Source organism: Hyphobacterium sp. CCMP332, assembly GCA_014323545.1.
GTDB lineage: Bacteria > Bacteroidota > Bacteroidia > Cytophagales > CCMP332 > CCMP332.
In genome coordinates, this window is record CP058647.1 from 3,153,866 (window position 1) to 3,175,996 (window position 22,131).

General features: G+C 37.1%; 16 protein-coding genes. 9 read left to right on the top strand and 7 right to left on the bottom strand.

From position 1 onward, the window contains the following. Window positions 1–5 precede the first annotated feature (5 nt). A complete protein-coding gene (locus HZR84_13930; GenBank protein QNL22993.1) occupies window positions 6–608 on the bottom strand; it encodes a hypothetical protein in 603 nt (200 codons plus the stop codon). A 178-nt stretch (window positions 609–786) separates the two neighbouring features. Here HZR84_13930 and HZR84_13935 point away from each other — a divergent pair, with 178 nt between their 5' ends. Further along, window positions 787–1,353: a hypothetical protein gene (locus HZR84_13935; GenBank protein ID QNL22994.1), complete on the top strand. Its 567-nt coding sequence runs from the start codon at window positions 787–789 to the stop codon at window positions 1,351–1,353. Between the two features lie 31 nt (window positions 1,354–1,384). On the opposite strand, the gene HZR84_13940 is transcribed toward HZR84_13935, so the two are convergent. Beyond that, entirely contained in the window at window positions 1,385–2,797 is a 1,413-nt protein-coding gene (locus HZR84_13940; protein QNL22995.1) for an MATE family efflux transporter, read from the bottom strand. Between the two features lie 194 nt (window positions 2,798–2,991). Between HZR84_13940 and HZR84_13945 the strand changes: the two genes are divergently transcribed. From HZR84_13945 to HZR84_13980, 8 genes are all read left to right on the top strand, one after another. Next, entirely contained in the window at window positions 2,992–3,654 is a 663-nt protein-coding gene (locus HZR84_13945; protein QNL22996.1) for a peroxiredoxin, read from the top strand. A gap of 303 nt (window positions 3,655–3,957) precedes the next feature. Beyond that, window positions 3,958–4,932 (top strand): hypothetical protein, encoded by a 975-nt coding sequence (locus HZR84_13950; GenBank protein ID QNL22997.1) that lies wholly within the window; start codon window positions 3,958–3,960, stop codon window positions 4,930–4,932. A 1-nt stretch (window position 4,933) separates the two neighbouring features. Continuing rightward, window positions 4,934–5,437, top strand: coding sequence for a hypothetical protein (locus HZR84_13955; GenBank protein QNL22998.1), 504 nt, complete (start codon window positions 4,934–4,936; stop codon window positions 5,435–5,437). A 43-nt stretch (window positions 5,438–5,480) separates the two neighbouring features. Continuing rightward, window positions 5,481–6,149 carry a hypothetical protein gene (locus HZR84_13960; GenBank protein ID QNL22999.1) on the top strand — a complete coding sequence of 223 codons (669 nt, stop codon included), beginning with the start codon at window positions 5,481–5,483 and terminating at the stop codon, window positions 6,147–6,149. A 1-nt stretch (window position 6,150) separates the two neighbouring features. After that, window positions 6,151–8,247, top strand: coding sequence for a caspase family protein (locus HZR84_13965; protein ID QNL23000.1), 2,097 nt, complete (start codon window positions 6,151–6,153; stop codon window positions 8,245–8,247). Window positions 8,248–8,339: 92 nt separating this feature from the next. After that, complete coding sequence (locus HZR84_13970) at window positions 8,340–9,086, top strand: ROK family protein (protein ID QNL23001.1); 747 nt, start codon at window positions 8,340–8,342, stop codon at window positions 9,084–9,086. A gap of 168 nt (window positions 9,087–9,254) precedes the next feature. After that, on the top strand, window positions 9,255–10,778 hold the full coding sequence (locus tag HZR84_13975) for a hypothetical protein (GenBank protein QNL23002.1): 1,524 nt from the start codon (window positions 9,255–9,257) through the stop codon (window positions 10,776–10,778). Between the two features lie 261 nt (window positions 10,779–11,039). Beyond that, on the top strand, window positions 11,040–11,777 hold the full coding sequence (locus tag HZR84_13980; protein QNL23003.1) for a hypothetical protein: 738 nt from the start codon (window positions 11,040–11,042) through the stop codon (window positions 11,775–11,777). Window positions 11,778–11,870: 93 nt separating this feature from the next. Here the strand turns inward: HZR84_13980 and arsB are convergent, their stop codons facing one another. The 5 genes from arsB to HZR84_14005 form a co-directional block, all read right to left on the bottom strand. After that, complete coding sequence (gene arsB / locus HZR84_13985) at window positions 11,871–12,890, bottom strand: ACR3 family arsenite efflux transporter (protein ID QNL23004.1); 1,020 nt, start codon at window positions 12,888–12,890, stop codon at window positions 11,871–11,873. Window positions 12,891–13,090: 200 nt separating this feature from the next. After that, window positions 13,091–13,756, bottom strand: coding sequence for a DUF2461 domain-containing protein (locus HZR84_13990; GenBank protein ID QNL23005.1), 666 nt, complete (start codon window positions 13,754–13,756; stop codon window positions 13,091–13,093). 467 nt (window positions 13,757–14,223) lie between these two features. Continuing rightward, a complete protein-coding gene (locus HZR84_13995; protein QNL23006.1) occupies window positions 14,224–15,501 on the bottom strand; it encodes a hypothetical protein in 1,278 nt (425 codons plus the stop codon). Between the two features lie 707 nt (window positions 15,502–16,208). Next, a complete protein-coding gene (locus HZR84_14000; protein ID QNL23007.1) occupies window positions 16,209–18,461 on the bottom strand; it encodes a hypothetical protein in 2,253 nt (750 codons plus the stop codon). A gap of 46 nt (window positions 18,462–18,507) precedes the next feature. After that, window positions 18,508–22,068, bottom strand: a complete 3,561-nt coding sequence (locus HZR84_14005) for a caspase family protein (GenBank protein ID QNL23008.1) — start codon at window positions 22,066–22,068, stop codon at window positions 18,508–18,510. Window positions 22,069–22,131: the final 63 nt, after the last annotated feature.

The following is a 22,131-nucleotide window of genomic DNA, read 5'->3' on the forward strand; positions in this document are numbered from 1 at the left end:
GGGTGTTAATTGAATTGTCTTTTAAAGGTCAGATCAAACCAGGTACGCAATACTTTTACCTCATTTAATTGCCCGTTTGTATAATGGTAAACATTTGTCTTATCTTCAGTCAGATAAAGTTTATAGATGCCATTGCCCACTTTTTCAATGGGAACAAATTTGGAGTATCCCTCCGCATAGATCCTTTTCATTTCCGGTTTTGGTTCATTGAAGTAGAGAAGTGCCACGGATTGCAGGATACATTCTTTCATTTTTAGGGTATCATCCGGATGTTGAAATATCTGGTAGGAATCGCCTATTTTTTTGGTGTACTGAAAATCCTTGAGATTATCGTTCATTACACTTTTACTCGAACAATAAATAAGGGTGTCACGAAGGTATGTGGCATTGAATTGAGTACTGCGATTGTACTTTAAAATCACCCTGAATTCGACATCTGCTTTAAAGGAATATTCGGTTTTAATTCCTTTTTGAATTCTGGAAACATTCATTAGCCCGATTTCATCATCTCCCCAAAAAATGCTGTATTTCTGGTTTTGGGCTGAAAGTAGATTTGATACTAATAGAATTATTAAAATAGATAAGGGTAAAATACGATTTTTTAGCATCAATTAATCGACGGAAATAATTTCGAATATAGTCTTTAAACTCTCTTTCTAAAAGAATATTTAAATCTGAAGCAGAGTATTTATTATTTTCTTCATTAATTGTTTTCTACAAATAATAAATGAATGAGATAGAAGAGATGATTATTTTTAATTACATTTATATAAAAAACTATATATAATGAAAACACTATACTTACTTTTAAGCCTTGCGCTCCTTTTTTCTGCCTGTAATCCACCTGAAGACAATTCAGCCAAAGAAGCCTTTGAAAGAAATTCACAAACAGTTTTGGCCTATCTAACCGACTGGCAAAGTGAAAGTCTTGATTACGAAAAATATTTTGCTGAAAATGCATACTATCGGCCTACTGCAATTGGAACACCTGATTCGGTAAGTATTGAACAAATGAAAGAGGATGATAAAATGGGATGGGCAACTTTTGATTTTCAAATGCCCGAAAACATCCAATTTCTTCCGGGAGTCAATGCAGAAACCAAAGAAATGGACGGATCGGTTCGTTATTATGGGGATTGGACGATCACCTGGGCGGCATCCGAAGATATGGAAGGCGGCTCAGTAGTTGTAAAAGTCTATGACTCCTTTGATTTTGATGAAAACGGTAAAATCGTTTTTGTACAGACCTACGGCGACTGGGGCGGAATTGCAAAACACATGATGAAGAATGCTGAAGTTGAGGCAGAAGCACCGGATGATGAGTCCGAGGATTCGGAAGAAGAAATGGAATAATATATTTTTTAGTGAATGGAGAACTAATAAATTATACTTTATAAGTTTTCCATTTGCCTTTTCTAAACATGTAAAAGGTAAATAATCCTACGGATGATTCAGATATAAATACAGCCCAAAAGACACCGGATTGATTCCAGTTTAAATGTATGGCCAAAAAATAGGCCAGTGGAATTTGTATAATCCAGAAGAAAATCAGATTTATCCATGTAGGTGTTTTGGTATCACCAGCACCGTTAAAGGCTTGCACACTTACCATCCACCAGCCGTAAATAAAAAATGAATAGGACATGATTTTAAGCCATTCAGCTCCGACATCAACCACATTTTGATCGGTCGTGAATATCCCGATCAGGTTCTTATTGAAAAAGAAGAACACAACAGACACCAAAATCAGAAAAATCATATTGTACCAGCCAATTTTTAAAACAGAATTTTCAGCCCTGTCAGGGTCATTGGCACCGAGATTTTGACCGACCAGCGTGGCTGCGGCATTGGACAAGCCCCATGCCGGCATGATGGTAAACATCATTACCCGGATGGTGATAGTAGCACCGGCCACGGCTTCGCTACCAATATTTGCCAAAATTCTCATTAAAAATATCCAGGAGGTCATGGCAATGATCATTTGTCCAACGCCACCTAGCGAGGTTTTGATGATGTTCAGAAGAATTGCCACATTTAGTTTTAAATCTTTCGAAAGTACTCTAATGTGTTTACCACCTTTGGCTAATGCATAAACCTGCATCATTATACCAATAGACCTTCCAAGGGTACTGGCAATGGCAGCTCCTTCGATGCCAAATGCGGGAATAGGTCCCAGACCAAATATCAGTATGGGATCGAGAATAATATTAAAGCCATTGGCTATCCACAAAACTTTCATGGCAATAGCCGCATCACCCGCACCCCTGAACACTGCATTTAAATTGAAAAGCAAAACAATGACTCCATTGGCTCCCAACATCCATTGTGTATAGCCCTGGTTTAAGGCGGCACTTTGTGCATCTGAACCCATGAGAATGAGTAATTGCTCACCGTAAAAAACACCTGCAATTGAAAAAGGTAATGAGACCAAAACCGATAAAACAATGGCCTGGAATGCCGTTAGCCCTGCTTCATCTTTCTTGCCTTCACCAACCCTTCTGGCTACAATAGCGGTTAAAGCCATGGAAAGGCCCATAGCGATTGAATACAACAAATATAGATAGGTTTCTGTAAGTCCTACGGTAGCAATGGCATCAGGACCTAGCCGACCAACGAAGTAGATATCCACCACAGCGAAAGTGGATTCCATTACCAATTCAAGAATCATGGGCACAGCCAAAAGAAAGATCGCTCTATTAAGTCCGATCTTGGTATAATCGGCATCACTTCCTTTTAGGGATTCCAGAATTGCTTTCCAGATATTGGTTTTGGCAGCAGAAAATTTTGATTGAGCCAATTTAAATTATTAACAAAACTAAATATTCAATTATTTATTAAAACTTTCACAGATTTTATATCAAATCCGCTCATTAATGGATTTGGAAACAGAATTTACAACAAGCAAATAAATCATTTTTTAGAGTAACATAAGTTACCGAAACTCTCTATTTAAATATTCACTTTCACATAGTCAATTTAAAGAAAAAGAAAATGGAAGGTACAGAATTAAATAATCAATATTTCATGCCAAGAATTGGTGATTTGGCTCCCGATTTTGAGGCGATAACAACCAAGGGAAAAATTAAATTTTCTGATTTTGCAAAGGATAAATGGATTGTGATGTTTTCACATCCGGCAGATTTCACGCCTGTATGCACTACAGAAATGACGGGCTTTGCAGAAAGAAAGAATGAGTTTTCAGCACTTAATACCGAACTTATTGGATTAAGCATTGATAGCATTCATGCGCATTTGGCCTGGGTGGACAATGTAAGAAAAAATACAGGTGTCTATTTTGATTTTCCAATTATTGCAGACCTCGACATGAAGGTTTCAAAATTGTATGGCATGTTACAAGCCAATGAAAGTGAAACTGCGGCTGTCAGGGCAGTATTTTTTATTGATCCTGCAAAAAAAGTAAGATTGATAATGTACTATCCGCTTAATGTAGGTAGAAATATGGATGAGATTTTAAGAGCTTTGGAAGCATTGCAAATTTCAGACAAGCACAAAGTAGCCATTCCTCTTAATTGGAAAAAAGGGGATAAGGTAATTGTTCCGCCACCAAAAACACTCAGCGAAATGGAAGAAAGAAATGCTGATACAACATTAGAAAAAGTAGATTTCTACTTAGCTAAAAAGGCTTTAGCTTGATTTATATCGTTTAATTTAGTCGAGCAGGGGTGCAGAGATGCACCCCTTTTTTGTTATACCTTACCAAATAGTTCTAATTTATTATTAAACTGAAAAATCGATAATGAACAAGTGTATCTTCCAATGAATTAGGTCAGCTATGATGTCACATTTGTACAAATTCATTTTAATACAAAATCACAAAAACACAGTAGAAATAACGCAGGAGAAGTATTCCCCCCGTTAATCTTTAAATAATTCAATCAGCTTTTTGAGATAATGCCTAAAACACATACATTTAGATAGAATTAAAATTTGTGTGTGTTGGAAAAATACAGTTTTATTAAATGTCTGTTCTATCTAATCCCGGTTTCTTTTTTTCTGATTTCCTGTTCTTCAGAGGATATTGATGTCACTAAACTTCAACCGACAGAATTAGAAGTAACTGTCTTAAATGCCAATGGACAACCGGTACCCAATGCGGAAGTAAGATTGTATCGTTCACAAAGAGCATTTGAGCTTTTAGCACAGGATGTTGCAAGGGGTAAAACCAACGGTTCAGGCAAAATACTCTTTTCGGATTTACAACCAGTAAATTATTACTTCTATGCTTTTTACAAAGATCAGGGAGCAGGCCTTGTTAGAAGTAATTACGGAAATTTCAATGCTACTTATTTCGATGATAAATCAAATATTTCGCTCTATGATTATTTGACTGAAAATGGTCTTACAAAGGTTTCAGTCTCAACACTTTTTACCAAACCCATCAATCCGACTGAAATAAGCTTTGATGAATTGAGAATTATTTATTCAGGTGAAGAAATGGAATTTCCATCTAATGCCAATGATACCCTTGATATTGCTTTTGGATTTTTCGAAGGAGGCGTAAACAATATTTACGCGATAAGTACAAGCAACCCTACTAATGCCCTGGTTTCTTTTACAGATAATTCTTATTTCTTCTATCAGGAGTCTTCAGAGAACATACTCGGTGAACTCTATTATTATAGTTTTGCAAATCCTGTATTTTTTGACCTCAATGCGCTTGCTCCGCCAAACAATAATGGAGGACTATCAACGACTTTAGATTTAATCCCTATAACATATAATGAATTCACGGGAGAATTTGATTTTAATGATCAACTATGGGGATTGTATGTCAACCTTGATTTTTATTTAAGTGAGGTCATTATAAATGCGAGGGCCACAGGGGATTATCCCAACAGAATTGTTATTGATCCAGATGCATATTTAGGTAAAAATAATTATGCCCTGGATGTTATTTTAAGCTGGAACTAAAATGAAAAAATATTACTTTTTTGTACTCGTTTTACTGATTTCCATTATTTCCTGCTCCAGAGATGAGGTAGAACCATCTAACCTTACACTTTTGACTGATAATGGTGTAAAATCCTGGCTAGTTGTAAAACTTGAAGAGGATGGAGTCGCCCAACCAAGTGATTGTTCAAGTGATGATATTTTCACATTTGAACTTTACAATGAAGAAACAGAAGCCACAAAATATACAATTGAAGATAATCTTGTTGCCTGTGTAATCATAGACGATTATATAGTTTCTGAGGGAACCTGGAGATTGAACAATAAAGGCAACAGGATAACTCTGGTTCAAAGAGATAATTTTGTGATAATCGATGAAAACAATCAACAGGAAGAAGCTTCAGATTTTGTCAATCAGGTATTTGATATTGTAGAAATAAGCGAATCAAATCTCGTACTTCAGGCTACTGATGAATCCAATGAATTTGATCCGAAGGTAGTTACTTATACACTAAGAGAGTTTTAAGGTTATGCAAAGGATATTAACAATAATTGTCATTTTATTATCAGTGTCTTCCATATCAAAAGCTCAATTTGAAAAGAAGCTGACTTTTGATTTTTCACTTGGTTATGCCATACCAATGGGGGAAGACTTGAGAGAAGATCGCTTACCTTATTTCTACAGTAATATGAGCTCCGGGTTTGCTTTTGCCGCTGATTTTCAATACAATCTCAATAAGAAATTGTCAATTGGAATGAGAGGAGAATATACTGACTTCTGGTCATGGTATGATCCCCGCTCAAGTCAGGTGGATGATAGCGATGAATCATGGATAACTCTGATCAGTATAAATCCATATGCCCGATATAAAATTCTCGATAAGAAAATATCTCCTTTTGTTGTAGTATCAGCAGGAGCTACCATATACAACGGTGAAAGATCACCCAGCAAAATTGTTATTAAAGATTTTTATGCTTCCAATCCTGAATCTTATCAAGCACCTATCAATGAAGTGACCATCAGAGAATCAGGACAATCCCTGAACACAAGGCTTGTTCCAAATACAATGGCAGGACTCGGTGTTCAAATGGATGTATCACAGTCCATTGGTATCTTTTTGCAGGCAAATTACAATCTGGTATTTACAAATCGGGATGAAGTGCTGAGACAGAACATGCAATATGTTCTTGTAACCGGTGGCGTTAATCTCAATTTTGTAAAATCCAAAACTCTCTGATATGTTAAAAAATCTTGTTTGGCTTGGATTAATTACATTGTGTAGTTCAGTCTTTGCACAAGAGCCTGCCTTAATCAAAAAAGTGGACCCTGATAAACAAAGCATTCTGGCCATGGCGAGTTCTCCAGATGGTAAATGGCTCGTAACCGGAGGTGACGACAATCAGGTCATTTTTAGGGATTCTGAAAATGGATCCACTCTTTTTAAGCTAACAGGTCATAGCGACTGGGTTACAGCAGTTGAATTTTCATCATTTGATGACGATATGCTCAAAGTATTTGCATCCGGTTCCCGAGATGGACATGTTATTATTTATGATATCGAAAAGCGTATTATTATTTACCAGAACAATTCCTTCGAAAAGACGGTCAATGATATAGAAATTATCAACTCCCTAAATTATTTGGTTGCTGTAAGTTCCGATGGTCAAATGAGTATTGTGGATTTAAATTCAAAGCAGGAAGTCAATAAAATAACAGTCTCTAGCTCACCGGTTTTGAGCGTTTGTGCAATTCCGGGAACAAATAATATTGCCACTTCCGATGCAGAAGGAAAAATAAGAATATGGGATGCTCTTTCGGGAAGTATGGGACAGATCATAGATGCCCATGATAGTTATACGCGTTCAATTGATTTTATGAACAAGACTATAATTAGCGTGGGAGATGATAAATCAATAAAATTCTGGGATGCCGAAACGGGCAATTCAAAATCGAGCATTGAAAAAGTGCATAAAAAATGGATTCAACTTGTAGAAAGTGCCAATGATAATCAACATTATGCCACAGGAGGACACGATGGAATGGTTCATTTTTGGGAACTTGGGAAATCTGAACCAATTTTTTCCTTAAAACAAAATGGCACATTTGTTACCGGTGTTTCTTTTTCATCTGATTTGAATAAGATATACACAGCAGGCTATGGAGGAGACATTCAATATTATGATATATCCTACCTCAATCTTGAACCCATTAAGAAGTACCAGGCCTCAGTTGCTTACTCAGCGAATAAACCCAGCACAGCAAATCTGTCAAATGAATCTGCAAAAAACGAAGTTGTTCTTGTTCAACCATATATTGAAAGAGGGAATACGTTTTATTGTTTGGAGGAAAAAATAGTAATCAAAGGTCAATTACTTTCAAAAAGCAGTATTCGGGAATTCAAGATCATTAATAAAACTACAAATGAAGAAGATAGGCTTAGGGTTTCCGACAACCAAATCTTCGAACATGAGCTGCCAATTAGATTTAAGGATAATGAAATTAGTATTCGATTTACAACTATCGATGGCGAGGTAGCAAATAAAACCATAATTGTACACAGGATATTTGATCAAAATAATCCCGATGATTTGGTTAAACTTACCAGAAATGGGAGAGATTATGCATTGATAATTGCAACCAACAGTTATAATGCAATGAATGATTTGGTCAATCCCGTTTTTGATGCAACAACAATTGCGGCGGAATTAGAGAATAATTACAATTTTAACGTTGAAAAAATTATAAATCCACCCCTGGATGAGATCAAGCTTAAGATTAAGGAGTATTCTAAGAAACTATACGCCGATGAAGACCAGCTTTTTATATTTATTGCCGGACATGGTGAGTATGACGAACTGTTCAAAGAGGGCTATGTTGTTGCCTCCAATACAAAGGAAGGCGATGAAGCAAGAAGTACTTACCTTCCACATAGTACACTTCGTACTTATATAAACAATATTCCCTGCCGACATATTTTTTTAACCATGGATGTTTGTTTTGGAGGAACATTTGATCCATTTATTGCCAAAAGAGGCAATGAACCCTCAAAAGAGGAGCAGGTCAAAAAGATGCTATTCATCAAAAGAAAAATGAGTTATAAAACAAGAATCTATTTAACATCCGGTGGCAAGGAATACGTACCGGACGGCCGCCCCGGTCATCACTCTCCATTTGCAAGGCAATTTATAACAGCCTTGAGAACTTATGGAGGGAGCGACGGCATATTAACCTATCAGGATCTAATGAGCAGCGTAGAAATGGTAGAGCCCCAGCCAAGGGGAGGTGAGTTCGGTGATAATGAGCCGGGAAGTAATTTTCTGTTTATTTATAAATAGAGCAGTATCTCTTTATGATCTTGAATGAGAATTTTCGTTTATTAAAAATATCCCATTACATTTAATTTATATTAAATGGCTTTGATTATTTTATGAATATTTTGGGAATCGATATAGGAGGAACAGGCATAAAAGGTGCAATTGTAGATACTAAAAAAGGGGAATTAAAGTCTGAGCGTTTTAGAATTGACACTCCAAAACCATCCACTCCCGATGCTGTGGCCGGGACGATTCTGAAAATTAAAAATCATTTTAGCTGGAATAATGACATAGGCTGTTGTTTTCCTTCGGTGGTGATAAATGGCAATGCAAAATTCAGCTCTAATCTTGACCCGAAATGGAAAGGAGTCCAGATTGATGCTTTATTTAGCAAAGCCTGTGATGGACTTGAATTCAATATAATTAATGATGCAGATGCCGCCGGTATAGCGGAAATGAACTTTGGTGTAGGAAAAGATAAAAAAGGGCTGGGATTGATGATCACCATTGGGACAGGGATTGGTAGTGGGATGTTTTACGATGGTCAGCTGATCCCAAATACAGAACTCGGCAGAATATTTGGACATGATGGCGATTTGTTTGAAAACTACACGGCTGATTCCGCCAGAAAAAATGAAAACCTAGAATGGCATGAATGGGGCAAACGATTTAATAAATATTTAAACCACCTTGTTCGCATTTTTTCACCGGATTTTTTCATTCTCGGAGGAGGAGCAAGCAAAAAAATGGAGAAGTTTGAAAATGAGCTAAATGTGGATACACCAATTTATGTATCTAAGAATCTTAACAATGCCGGTATCATTGGAGCAGCTTTCAATGTTATCGAGCCACATCACTGAAATATAGATTTGATTAATTCAAACCGTATTAAATAGAAATTATAAGGGTTTGATTGGATTTTTGATGCTAATCAATGGAGGTCTTTAAAGCGATCGAATCTGACCAATATCATAGGAATTCTCAAAATTTTTCATGTCCTTCTTTTCTGAATATTAAAATGGAGAGTCATGAAAAAATTAACAAAATCAGGAATACTGAGCATATTTCTGAGCCTTTTAATTATGGCCGTATTTCTTGCCTGCAAAGATGAAAATGAATCACCGAATCCTTCGGTTAACTTACCCGATGCCACATTTGAATTGGTCAGTTGGGATCACATTAATCTAGAGGAAATAAATGACTACGAAGCACCGGCAAGTTTCAAAGTTACATTTGCTTCTTCTGTTGTTCAACAAATGGAAACCTGGGAAAAACTGGAAATCGACTTTGGAAATGGGTTAGATACTGTTTTGGATCCTTATGAAGGACAAAATCTCTATTTTGTTTCGACTTATTATAAAAAAGGAAGTTATACCGTTACTGCTAAAATCACTAATTCCAGTGGTACAGCTGAGTTTTCACAAACTGTGGATATCACACCTATGGTAAATCTGGAACAAAAATATATCGATGGTTTTTGGAGCATCATTGAGCAAAGTGTCAGCTCCGGGAATGGTGGATCGACAGTTCAAATTGAGCCTTATAGAGAGTTCTTTCATTTTGGAGGCGGCAGTTATGAAAGATGGAGTCTGAGCTGGGCCGAATACGAAAGCGGCAGTTTGGCGATTGATGCTAAGGAGATTGAACTTACACCCTCGATTGGTACCGGCGTAACTGTTATAGTTGATTCTTTTTATAGAATTGATAATATTCCTGTTTTGGCGGCCCGGACCTCCATGCTGGATGATGATATTGGCCTTGTGAATTACAATCTCGTTTTGCAACTCGACCAACGTTTTTATTTAGGAGGATATCCTCCGGTTAGTGTCATGGGTATATTTATGGATCATAAATGGAGTATTATTGAACAAGAGAGCTGGAAGTATGAATTCTCTGATCAAAGCCTTCAATACAATAAAATTGTAGAAAATTGGTCAAAAGAAGTTATTCCCTATAATCATTTCACAATAGAACCACCTTCATATATCATTGATAATTGGAAAGAAGGTAATTTCGATGTCATGAATAATTACACTGGAAATAAATTGACAATGAATTTCATTAATAATGATGGTGATAGAGTCTTTCTTCTTTTTAAAGCTATGATGGATATACACAATGAGTTATTCCTGTGGAGCACAACTTTTGTGGATGATGGCAACGAAACCTATCGATATGAAACCAGATCCAAACTCATAAAAAGTGATGGCAGTGAAGCTTTTATTGAAAGAGATTCCCTTGTTGGCTCATGGGAAATCACTGCTAAAACAGAAACTATAAACGGTATAGCCGTTGATCCGGGTAACTCTGAAAGTCCTTCTGTCGGTGATGTGCTGACTTTGAATGATGATGGTTCAGCCAATTTGGGTGGAGCAGGAGAGATGTGGTTTGTTTTGGATGAATGTAATTTCGTTTTGCTGCCTGATGGTGGTGACACCATATTAGTTCACTTAAATAGCTATGATAAAGCAAATTCGGAAATTGAAATTTTGACTATCACAAATGAAGTAGAAGATGATTATAAACTCATTTTTGAGATGTTTAAGTTATGATAGGTTGTTTTAAATAATAATTTTTTCCTTCAGACTTATTCTCAGAAATTCTGATTGACTAAATCAATAATGACCTTCCGAATCTCTGCCGGATGAATCATGGGGTGTTGATATCTTAGAATGAAGAATATATAGCGGCTTAAGGTGCACACTTTATCATTTTATCCCAATTTAATTCCACTCTGGTTTCACTGCTTTGTCACTAAACTACTTATACTTCCAGCCTTGTAGCTTATATTCTGAAAACGGTATATTTAATCTATGAAGTTTAAAGCGTGGATAATAAACCTCAAAGCACCAAGATTAATAATCGAAGCGGTTCTAATATTCGGATCTGTTTATTTTGCTTTGATTCTTGAGGCAGATAGAAGTAGGGATTTCGAGAGAGAAATTCTGATTGGAAAACTTGAAAAACTGGAAAGAGAGATCAGGTACGATTCATTAAAATATTCAGATATGCTTTCTGATGGTAAAGAAAATGGAATTATCCTTCAGCCTGATATTGATCGGGATTCAATTTCGGCAAGACTATTAAAGTTAAAGCCTCTTCATTGGTCTGATACTTTGGTCAGTTTATACAAGAATGATCTGCCATATTCGATGTGGACAGAATCCTGGATGAAAGAAAGCCTTACTTTTAATTCAATTCTGGAAAACCATGATTACCTAATTCTAAATGAGGGCACATATTCAGAACTTGAATTTTACTTTAGATATCGAAATGCCTTAAATGAAGACAATAATCAAGATGTAAAAATCTTCTATGCATTAGAGGGGTATTTAGAGGATAAATTTCCCAGACCTGAATTTCGCTCTGTTACGGAATGGAAAGAAATAGTGAAAACTACTTTTTTTCAGAATTGTATTATGGCCAGATTAGAGATAAAAAGGGACAAGCGGTCCTTGTCAACTTACCTTTTGTCAACCCTTGAGTCCAAAAAGGCAATAATTAAAAATGAAATTGAAGCTCAGAAAGATGCAATGGAAGGAATTTTTTGAATAATTACCGTCAGACTAATTTTCTAAATTTCTAATTGACAATAAAAATAAATCCTCCGAATCTCTGTCGGATGAATCAGAAGGTTAGCAAAGTTAAAATGCCCATTTTTTGGCGATATATACCAGTGAAAGCATAATAGGTACCTCGATAAGTACGCCCACGACGGTTGCAAGCGCCGCTCCGGATTCCAATCCGAATAATGCAATTGCAACTGCAACAGCTAGTTCAAAAAAATTACTCGCTCCAATCATAGAAGCGGGAGCACATACTCTGTAATTCAGTTTCAAATACTTGCCCACAAACCAGCTCAGAAAGAAAATGAAATAAGTCTGTATTGAAAGTGGAATAGCAATCATTAAAATATGCTGAGGTTGGTTCAATATTTGTGAACCCTGAAATGCAAATAGAAGAATAAGTGTAGCAAGTAAGGCAGAAATAGAAAAAGGCTTCAATAATGGAAGCAGGCGGCCTTCAAGCCATTTCTGTCCCCTGGACTTTATGGCCCATCGATGGACCAGGTATCCAATTACCAGTGGAAAAAGAACAAAGGCGATAACGGAGGTAATGAGTACATCATAAGGCACCCTAAAATCTGTAATACCCAGGAGTAATTGTACAATAGGCACAAAAGCAACAAGAAGAATGAGATCATTTACGGATACCTGAACGAGTGTGTAATTCGGGTCACCATTGCTCAAATAAGACCAGACAAAGACCATAGCCGTGCATGGGGCAGCTCCGAGGAGAATCGCACCTGCAATATATTCATCGGCCAGCGAGGGATCTATCCAGGCTGAATAGAGTTTGTCAAAAAATACCCAGGCAAACAGAGCCATGGTGAAAGGTTTTATGAGCCAATTAACTACAATTGTCAAACCAAGACCTTTTATGTTTTGATTAAAGTTCCTTAGAGATGAGAAGTCCACCTGAACCATCATAGGGAAGATCATAAACCAAATCAAAATGGCTACGGGAATATTGACATTTGAAATCTCGATGTTTGCAATTTGCTGCATCTCAGTCTCAAAAAATTGCCCGACCATGACCCCAACTCCGATGCACAGAATTACCCAAACGCTAAGATATTTTTCGAAAAACCCTATACCTTTCATTTTCTTTTAGAAATTAATAATTATCGTAATAATACGATTAATATATATTAAATCAAGCCAAAGGGCTGGAGCTTATTATATTTAAAAATGCCGTTCATATGAGATTTTTAATTTTGGAAAAGAAAATATAGTTTCCTTCTACTCCATGTTATAAAATTTGATAGTAAATAACATTAGAATTATCTCCGCTACGGACTCATTTATATTATTGCTTCTCCATCCAGATTGGAAGTGAGTATTGTACTCATATAATCAAAAAAGGGCCTCATTTGAGCAAAACCATTTACAACTTTTTGACCAAATTCTGAAGAAAGCACCTCTGCATCCGAAAAAGTCATTGTAAGAAGTAATGATCTGTATTTGAGCAAGTCGATAGCCGGATCGTCTTTGGAAAATCCTCGGGGTGCGCTTTTTACCTTTTCACCGGATAAGCCGCCAAAATAATCAGTAATCTGCTTTGATTTCAATATGTTTCTGAGTTCTGAAGGGTCTTGTTGTATTTGCTTTCTGATATGCAGAATATCGGCAGGGGATGGCCCAAAAAAACCGCCTGCAATAGCGGATTCTCCTTTTTTTATTTTCAAATAATAGCCACCCCTGAGCTTAGCTGTTGCTCTTTTAAAATTGACACTTCTGTGAATATGATAAGGGGTTTTATCATTGGAGAAACGAACATCCCTGTAAATTCTAAACACTTTGGTGGACTCTGTTTCGATATTATCGATTAGCGATAAACCTTCCTGAATTTCAAAAACCAAATCCTTGAATTCCTTTTCTGCTTCCTGAAATTTTGATTTGTTTTCATTAAACCATTCCCGGTTGTTGTTGGCTTTAAGTGCTTTTAGAAATTGAATGGTTTTTTTCATCTGAAATAATTTGAAGGTCTAATTTAATCACATTTATGCATCATCCAGTTTTCTATAGGAAACTATTAATTGTCAATTTGAAATCTCTTGTACCTCCAAGTCTCCTACGGATGACTCAGAGGGAGAGTAATTTAAAATCTCTTGTAAATCCTCGTTACCCCGAATGTCCGCGGGACTCATTTGGAGGATTCCAATTGAACGCTACGCTAAATTTATCGGCCGTTAAGCGGACGAGTTCTAGTGGGGGGTAGTCTTCACTTCTCAACTGTCCCCGGGCTCTACATCCACCACATCTCAGTAGGGAACAGGAAATAGACCGAGAAGGTGTTGATCGAATAAGATCTTGCCACACATTCTAGTTCCTGATTTTGGCAAAGTAGTATTAAAACGTAGCAGCATATGTTGTCTTGAGGTTCTTATCTAAAGCAGCAATTGAGGATAGAAAATGTGGAAATTTATTCCTATTGTCAGTTGCCCTCTGAGTTGGTCTTTAATACGAAAATCCCTCGTACCGCCAACCCATTATTGTCAGATCCCGTGACGATAAAGCCTCCATCGGGGCATAGCTTGATATCTGTTGGAGCTAATCTATTAAACCTGTCTTTTCCATGGATCCTTTTCCAGAGCTCTTGGCCGCTTGAATCAAACTTTTTTATTGAGATATAGGAAAAGCCTCCTGATTGATCAGATTCGGCATAAGCCAGAACAAATCCTCCATCCATGGTTTGAACAACCTCAAATGAAAGACCTGGACTTATCTCGTCTTCATTAACGGGGACACGCCACTCTTCATCTCCATTAGAATTGGTTTTAATCAAGAGAAGTAACGCGGTATTTATTCCATTTGAGGTCACATCACCTCTTTGCTGAAGAATGATGTATCCACCATCGGAGGTAGACTCTACGAAAAGGCCAATATTGGTAGCGGAAATTTTGTCGTCCTGTTTGTACCTTCTGTTCCATTGCTCAACTCCGCCCCCATCAATTTTATAAACAACGGTTACTGGATCTTCAGCATTGGTTCCTGAGGATCCTGATATTGAGCCATGAAAAAGATAGCCTCCATCCTGGGTTTGGGAAATATGAGAGTAATGTCCTCCAGTCACTCCAAATTTAAAATTATCTACTTCCTTATACTGCTTGATTCCTGAAATCTGTCCATCACTTCCTGTTACAACTACCTGGATACAACTTTGACAGTTTCCTGAAAGAACGAAACCACCGCTAGAGGTTTCTTCAAGAGAATATGCTTGGTCATCAAAATCATTTGTACTGCTCCAGTAATTCCAATTCCATAATTCATTTCCATCTTTATCGACCTTTGCCAGAAGGAAATTGTAATAATTTGTATTCTCCTTATAACTTCCGGCCATGGCAAATCCACCATCATTTGTTTCAACCACATCTTGAAACTCCTGGTTGCCAACACTTCCAACAAAATTGTAGGTTTTGGTCCATTCCTGCTCTAAAGAGGGTTTTAGTTTTATCAACAGACCATCATTACCGATCCTTTGTTCATCAAGTGTCTTTCCAGCAATAATATACCCTCCACTGCTGACAGGGTATACCCCATGAGCATCTGAAGCATTTCCGACGCTAAAAAACTTCAATCCAGAAGCTGATCCTCCATTATTTGGTCCTGGATTGTCTTCACTCTCACTGCAGGAGGTAAAAATGGAAAATGCAATTAACAGTAGGAAGGGGAAACATAATACCCATTGGTTTTTAAAGCTGCGAAGTTTCATAGGGATGAATATAAAAAAGGAAATTCAATCTCTCAAATTCATTCGGAAAGGAAATGAGAGTTGAATACAGCTATACCATCCACTCTGGACAATCAACGCTAACTCCCCACTCGTCCGTGTTTGTCCCATAGGGATCGCTTTGCGGTAACGCGGATGGCAAGAAAACTGATCATTTATTCAACATTGCATTTTAAACTCAAATTATGAAAATCCTTATTATCCCGAAGGGATTCCTATGGAACACCACGCTAAACGAGGACTTACAGGGGGGTATTGCCTTCTTGTAATCTTTTGCCATTCAAATAAGTATTTTCTTCCATTAAAGTTAGCTCATTTCTCAGGACCAGTGGAAAGCTGGCATTGAGTAGATTCCAAGAACTCCTTACACTCGTCTTGGAATGACGAATTCTGTGGAAACGTTCTCCCTGCTTTCGCTGTAGCTTCAGCAGGCAGGCGTACTGTTTACTGTTTACTCCCTCCCTACCGGCAGGCAGGTTTATTTCCCAATACTCTCCTTCGCTGAAGCTTTGGTGAGTCTGGAAAGTTTCACTTTCCGATACAGAACTTTGAAAATATGCACTGAAGTAGACTCCCACACTCGTCCTCCTCCACCTGTACCTTATGGATGCGTTCGGCATCGCTAGGTTAAGTGTAGTTGACTGTAGTCCTTGTTAAGATACAAGGCTTGTTGACTAAAATGCTGGGAATTATTCTTTTGATAATCGGAAAATGAAGTAGTTACCAAAATATAGTGAGGACTTCACTAAGAAGGAAGCATATAAAGTGTTAAAATCCGAATCGCTATTTGCAGGATCAAACTTTCTATATTGACCAGAATTAAAATCATAAACCTCAACCAAAGATGAGTGTTTTTCAAATGATAATTCTATTGGGATTTTGGTTGGATTTAGCCAATAGTTGAATTGTTTAATTCTGTATTTGAGAATATTATCCGCCTCTGTTGTTGCAAACCATCCTAAATAATTTGTCCGCATATTATAAACAGATATTCGCTTACTCTGACTGTAACCAGGAATATTGGTGAAAACGGTTTCCTTGTAATCACCAACTAATAAAAGGCCACCTTGAACTGGGAGGATATTTTCGTAAACCAGTCGATAGGAATCCATGTATGGATTAACACTACCTACAATAATATAGGACTTGAATTCATTATAGGTCGTTCCATTTCTCTTGGCATTTCCCAAAAAAATTGTTTTGGCAAAATTATTACTGTTTGTTTTCGCTTCATATGCATATTCGTTATCGCTGATATAGAGGTTTGTTGAAAAAAGGAACTCATTGTTGAAAACCATCTCATGAAAACCATAATTCGCAAAAACTCCTTTTTGCTTCTTGATTTTAAGTCCGTTCAGATTGACAAACCTAGACCTGAAATAATCCGAATAATTTAGGCTCATAGCATCTTTTGAGTTAGTGGCCATCATGATAAAACGACCCTTATTAATGATAATGAGTCTTTGAGTATTACGTAATGACTTGTCTGAACCGACTATGTATGCATGTCCGGTCAGCATTTTATTCACCTTCAACTTGTCGGTTGCCAAGAGATTTTTTTTGGTATTCATCTTATCCAGTTCGAGCTTAATGCTTGAATCACTTGACAGGTCATAAACGAACCTGCCTTCTTTTTTGACATTCACAAAAAGATAATTTTGATTATTCAATATCTGCTGAAGCTCCGAATACAGAGATTCATAGTCGTATGCAACCAGAACAGCATGGTTGAGATTGTATCCTTTGCCATAGCAGTTTTGACAGTCATTTTTTGTAAAGAGATCTTCAATTCTTGATCTGTTATCAAAAGAATATTTCGAAACGGTAATTGATTTTGGTTGAAGGTCAGTATAGATATCGATATCTCTTCCTACAAAGTCTTCCGGTTCAACCTGTAAATTAGAATTCTGATCAGCCCAAACCACATTATCTGGGGTATTTGCTTTTATCTGAATAGGAAGGACGAAAACATTGCTGACCTGATTATTATAGGCAAGTTCAATGGCTCTGGAAACCTTCAGTTCACCATTGGCAAACCTATTATTGATTAGGGCGCTCTTGATATCCAGGTATTCTTTGCTATGTGTTTGTTTGTATGCATTTATTAGCATGTTTCTTTCTTCAATTCTTTGAGCCCCTGCATCCAACTGCATCTGCAGGTTATTTGCGAATTGCTTTGCATAAGCTTTTCTTTCTGCGCTGATGCTGCTAAATTTATTTACAAGTGTTGTAAGCTCATTAAACCCCTCAGAAATCTTTTGATTGTATTCATCTCGATAATTTGGTTGACTTTGAACCTGGCCTCGTTCCAGGAGTTCACGTTCTCTTTCCTGCTCTTGTGTTTTGTCTGAGATTTGTTCAGAAAATGATTTCTCTTTTGAATGAGCATACTCTTTGAGTCGCCCTGCTAATACAGATGCCGTACCACCTTCGAGACTTGTGATTTCCGAACCCGTTAAAACACTGTATCTTACCCAATCTTCGTATTTTTGATTGATCTCTTCTTTTGTGTAATTCTTTGGATCAATGCCAAAGTCGAACCATATTTGATTCCATCCAGTATGTGGATTAAGACCTACCATTGATCCCTTTGAATGCTCACTCTTATCATAAGATTCATTACCCCAATTGGAAACTTTAAATCTAATGAGGGGTGCAAAACCGGTCGATTCATATGGAATTTTGGTGTCACCGTAAGTCCCGGTAGTATATGTTTTTCCATCAACCACTATCGAAGTCATTTGTATTTGTTTCCAACGGGCTTTCATAATAAAGAAATAACCACTACCGGGCTTATCTCTTGAGAACTCATATTCAAGAATCCCGGTAACAGAGACCTTATAACCATCTGCAGTGCCTGAATAGTTAATTACTTCTTCTTGAATTTGTGCCTGACTAGATAGAGATGTCAGCAATAGTGTGAGTGATAGTAAATTTTTCATATTCTGGATGTTGTGATTTAAAGTTTCTGTGGGATTACGTAAAGCACTAAATGGCTTCAGCAATAAGATTTTTCAGTGCTTTAATGATTTCTACTTTATCAGGGTGAGTCAGATCGATATTCGAAATAACAGAACCGTTTTTAAGTAGATTGGCTTGTAATGTAATTTGACCGTTTTTATCGCTGTATACACCACGGATAGAATATGCATTAGTAAACCTTGCTACATCCACAAAAATGATACTTTCATCATTTGCTTGTATATCTCTTAACTGCTGGTTGAGTTCCTCTGAAAGATCAAGATTGTCATCAAATGTTTGTTGGTTTTGAAATATAGATCGAATAAAAATTGGCTTTGGACTGGGAAGTTGAATTTTTTCCCGATCTATTGACTCCAGCATGCCCAAGTCGAAAGATTCACCTCCATATGGTATTCGGATTTCCGGTTTTTGAATTCCACCAATTTCTCTGGCCAAATCTGGTACCTTATCGGCAGCAAATTGAAATAGGCTTAATACGTCTACATACCTATTATCCCTGAGAGAACCACCTTTCATACCAAACAATAGGCTATATGTAAGCAATCCCTGACCGTAAATACTCGCTTCATAACTGACCGCATCAGCTGCGGAACCTGAGAGTATATACATTCCTGTTCGATCCTTCATTCTTTCCAATGCCCTGAGTTCAGTTGCTTGCTTTGAAGAGCGTTTACCCATAAGGTCTTCAGCAAACTGACCTGAATGACATGCATCGAAAATGAGGACTTGTTTTAATGCCGGGATTGATTTTACCCATTCTGTTATTTCATCACTCGAAATCGCTACGTTTTCTCTGACAATAGGGTCGCTAATGTTTCCGCTCGATGCTGATGTGGTTATATAGTAAAAATCAGCAGACCCTCCTTCATAATTCGTTCCGTGTCCGGCGAAGTAAAGTAAAAGAAGATCCTGCGGCTTTGCAGTTAATGAAACCTTTCTGAATGCTTCTCCAATATTCTGCTTACTTGGTTTCAGATCACCAGCGGTGCTTAATAATTGGATAAATGTATTTTCAGCACCTAGATAAGATTCGGAAGCCAGTTTCAGAACTTCAGAAAATGCTTCGGCATCCTTATCTGGATAAGAAAGGTCTAAACTGGTGCCTTTGTAATCCGAGGTACCAACTATAATTGCATATAGTTTTGGACTAGGCGATTCCTCTGTGCGACTGTTTATATAATAGACTTTACTGGCAGGACTAATGAGATGCTCATCTGAATTATAAGCCTGTACTTCAATAAGGTTAACACCTTCTTTCAAATAGGGATGATCTTTAATGTCATATTGAATTTCAAACTCTTCGGAAGTCTCTCTTGCATTTGCTAATCCACGTGCATCGCTGGTTGTTTCTTTTCCGTTTACCTTGATGATCACTGGTCCTATGCCTCCACCTTGATTTCTTATTGATATACCAAGTTTATGATCATTTTTGTTAGGGGCCTTCAGATCGATTTTTGGATATATTTTAATTTGATTTAGGGACGTCTTAATGTCAACCTTTTGACCCTGGAACATCCGCTGAGCAAAGCCAGGTTGATAGAATCTGTCTTTGAGCTGGTCAAACCCAATAGTGAGGGTTCCTTTTCTGAAATAGAATTGATTATTCTCAAACCCACTACCATCAAATACCCCGGTCTCATTATGGATAATCCAGTCATCAATGTCTGCCGTGAGAGTGAGAAAATAATTCAATTCCGGACTAGTATTGGATTTTTTGATTTTATAGATATCGGTAATGCCCGACTTGTATGTCACAAACAGATATTGCCCTTTAGCAGCTGTAAGAATTTCAAGTGATGATACATCTCCTTTCAGGGCTTTGCTTAACTTGAATGTGTTCATCTCTTTGATTCCCTTATTTGGATCAATTTGAAAAGAATAAAAGCCTTTATCTTTTAATACAATTCCTCCGAATTTTTGCCAATTATTGAAGAGTGCAAAGCATTGATTCCCTGTTGAAAGATTATTTTTCTGTATGAACTTTAAATCAAAATTATCTTCGAAGTCTCCATATCTTACCAGCATCATCACACCGCCGTATATGGCTAAAATCAAACCATTTGTATCTAATGAAGCTAGTTGATAATTGCTGTTACGTTCATAGGCACTTGTTTCAATATCATAGTATTCATCATAGCCATTTAATCGGATGTTTGTCTTTCCATTTATCAAGTCCGGCAGCTCCCATGTGCTTCCAAGAAGGGTGTCTTTTATGATCCCATTCTCATAAACATGCCAGTTGTGGAAATAGTTACTGAAAACTGTATTGCCTTCGCGCCGTTCTTTTTCAAAATAATTCTCATCCGATATATAGAGCGTTGCATCGTTATAGGGGAAAGAGAGATCGCCTATCTTATAATCTCCTGTAATTTCGGAAGACTTAAATATTGGGATTTCTGAAGGACTGAATGATTGATAAGCCAACCTCCCATTTAATTGTAGAATCCTGATAAAAGTGCTGTCGGTGCAACTGGTTTTCACCAAAGGAAGTGAACCTGCAAGCTTTTTATTTAAAAGTTTATCAACCTGCCTTTCTTCATCTAAAACATAGATCTGGATTGAATCTTTGGAAATCAGAAGCCTTTTGCCTTCAAAATCATTGTCTATCAGGTCCACATAATCAGTTCGATAAACTTTGCTTTCCGGAGAATAGTCAGGAAAATTTGCCTGAATATATTCCCGGACTTCTCCACTTTCACCCTCTACAATGATTTTAATGTCTTTTTTGCCTGTTTCTAGCATTATATCACCATAGCTTGTGAATATTATCAGTTTATTCTCAAAATAATGGATGCTATCAATTGGTCCATATAATTCCACAGGCAATACATTCTTGTTTTCAAAATCATAGACTTCATTCTCATCCAATATCATTATTTGTTCACCCAGAAAAAAACAATTGTAAACCGGTTCACCAAAAGTTTCTTTTTTCAAATTGGAGTTTACTGATATGCCCTCTGAACTTATTTTAAAGTGAATTATATCGATACTTCCGTATCCATATCGAAACGGCATATCGTTAATCCGCTTTCTTACATGCCGCGGACCATCGACTGTATAATAATCATCGTTGAAATCATATATCGGCCGTTCTCCACCCAGGAATAGGTATAAGTGGTTTTGTGTAAAATGTAGATTAATAGGGTCAAGAAATTGAGGTAAGTTTTTGATTTCGTTTCTGAAATTGAAGCTGGAAATGATTTGTCCCGAAACAATATCCCAGATCATTATTTTATCCTCATCGATGGAATATAGTTTATTACCCTTCAAGCCTGCAATTATCTGGCGTTCCAAATCTTTTTTTCCTTCAGAATTTAATAGCGGATGCTTATAGCTGTTAATGAATCGAAAAGTCTGACTTTCCCTTAGGACAATCAATCCGGAACGATCAACAGAAAGTATATGCTTACCGTCTTCAGAAAATCTGTAATGGTTTACAGGAGCTTCATGTTCCACCGGAATCACAAGCTCTAAATCCTGCGCCCGAGATTGGCCATGTAAAAGAAAAAAGAGATTTAGAAGAGAAGCCCCAAGAAGATTGAAATTGTACATTAATCTATTTTTCATAATATGATATACTCATTCTCGCTCAAATTTAATCATTCTAAGCAGTCCGAATTTTAGTTGAGG

Bases quoted from the DNA above. Each gene is read 5' to 3' on its own strand.
- HZR84_13975 (QNL23002.1), top strand. From the start codon at position 9,255: ATGAAAAAATTAACAAAATCAGGAATACTGAGCATATTTCTGAGCCTT.
- HZR84_13935 (QNL22994.1), top strand. From the start codon at position 787: ATGAAAACACTATACTTACTTTTAAGCCTTGCGCTCCTTTTTTCTGCC.
- HZR84_14005 (QNL23008.1), bottom strand. From the start codon at position 22,068: ATGAAAAATAGATTAATGTACAATTTCAATCTTCTTGGGGCTTCTCTT.
- HZR84_13970 (QNL23001.1), top strand. From the start codon at position 8,340: ATGAATATTTTGGGAATCGATATAGGAGGAACAGGCATAAAAGGTGCA.
- HZR84_14000 (QNL23007.1), bottom strand. From the start codon at position 18,461: ATGAAAAATTTACTATCACTCACACTATTGCTGACATCTCTATCTAGT.
- arsB (QNL23004.1), bottom strand. From the start codon at position 12,890: ATGAAAGGTATAGGGTTTTTCGAAAAATATCTTAGCGTTTGGGTAATT.
- HZR84_13980 (QNL23003.1), top strand. From the start codon at position 11,040: ATGAAGTTTAAAGCGTGGATAATAAACCTCAAAGCACCAAGATTAATA.
- HZR84_13945 (QNL22996.1), top strand. From the start codon at position 2,992: ATGGAAGGTACAGAATTAAATAATCAATATTTCATGCCAAGAATTGGT.
- HZR84_13955 (QNL22998.1), top strand. From the start codon at position 4,934: ATGAAAAAATATTACTTTTTTGTACTCGTTTTACTGATTTCCATTATT.
- HZR84_13990 (QNL23005.1), bottom strand. From the start codon at position 13,756: ATGAAAAAAACCATTCAATTTCTAAAAGCACTTAAAGCCAACAACAAC.
- HZR84_13930 (QNL22993.1), bottom strand. From the start codon at position 608: ATGCTAAAAAATCGTATTTTACCCTTATCTATTTTAATAATTCTATTA.
- HZR84_13995 (QNL23006.1), bottom strand. From the start codon at position 15,501: ATGAAACTTCGCAGCTTTAAAAACCAATGGGTATTATGTTTCCCCTTC.
- HZR84_13965 (QNL23000.1), top strand. From the start codon at position 6,151: ATGTTAAAAAATCTTGTTTGGCTTGGATTAATTACATTGTGTAGTTCA.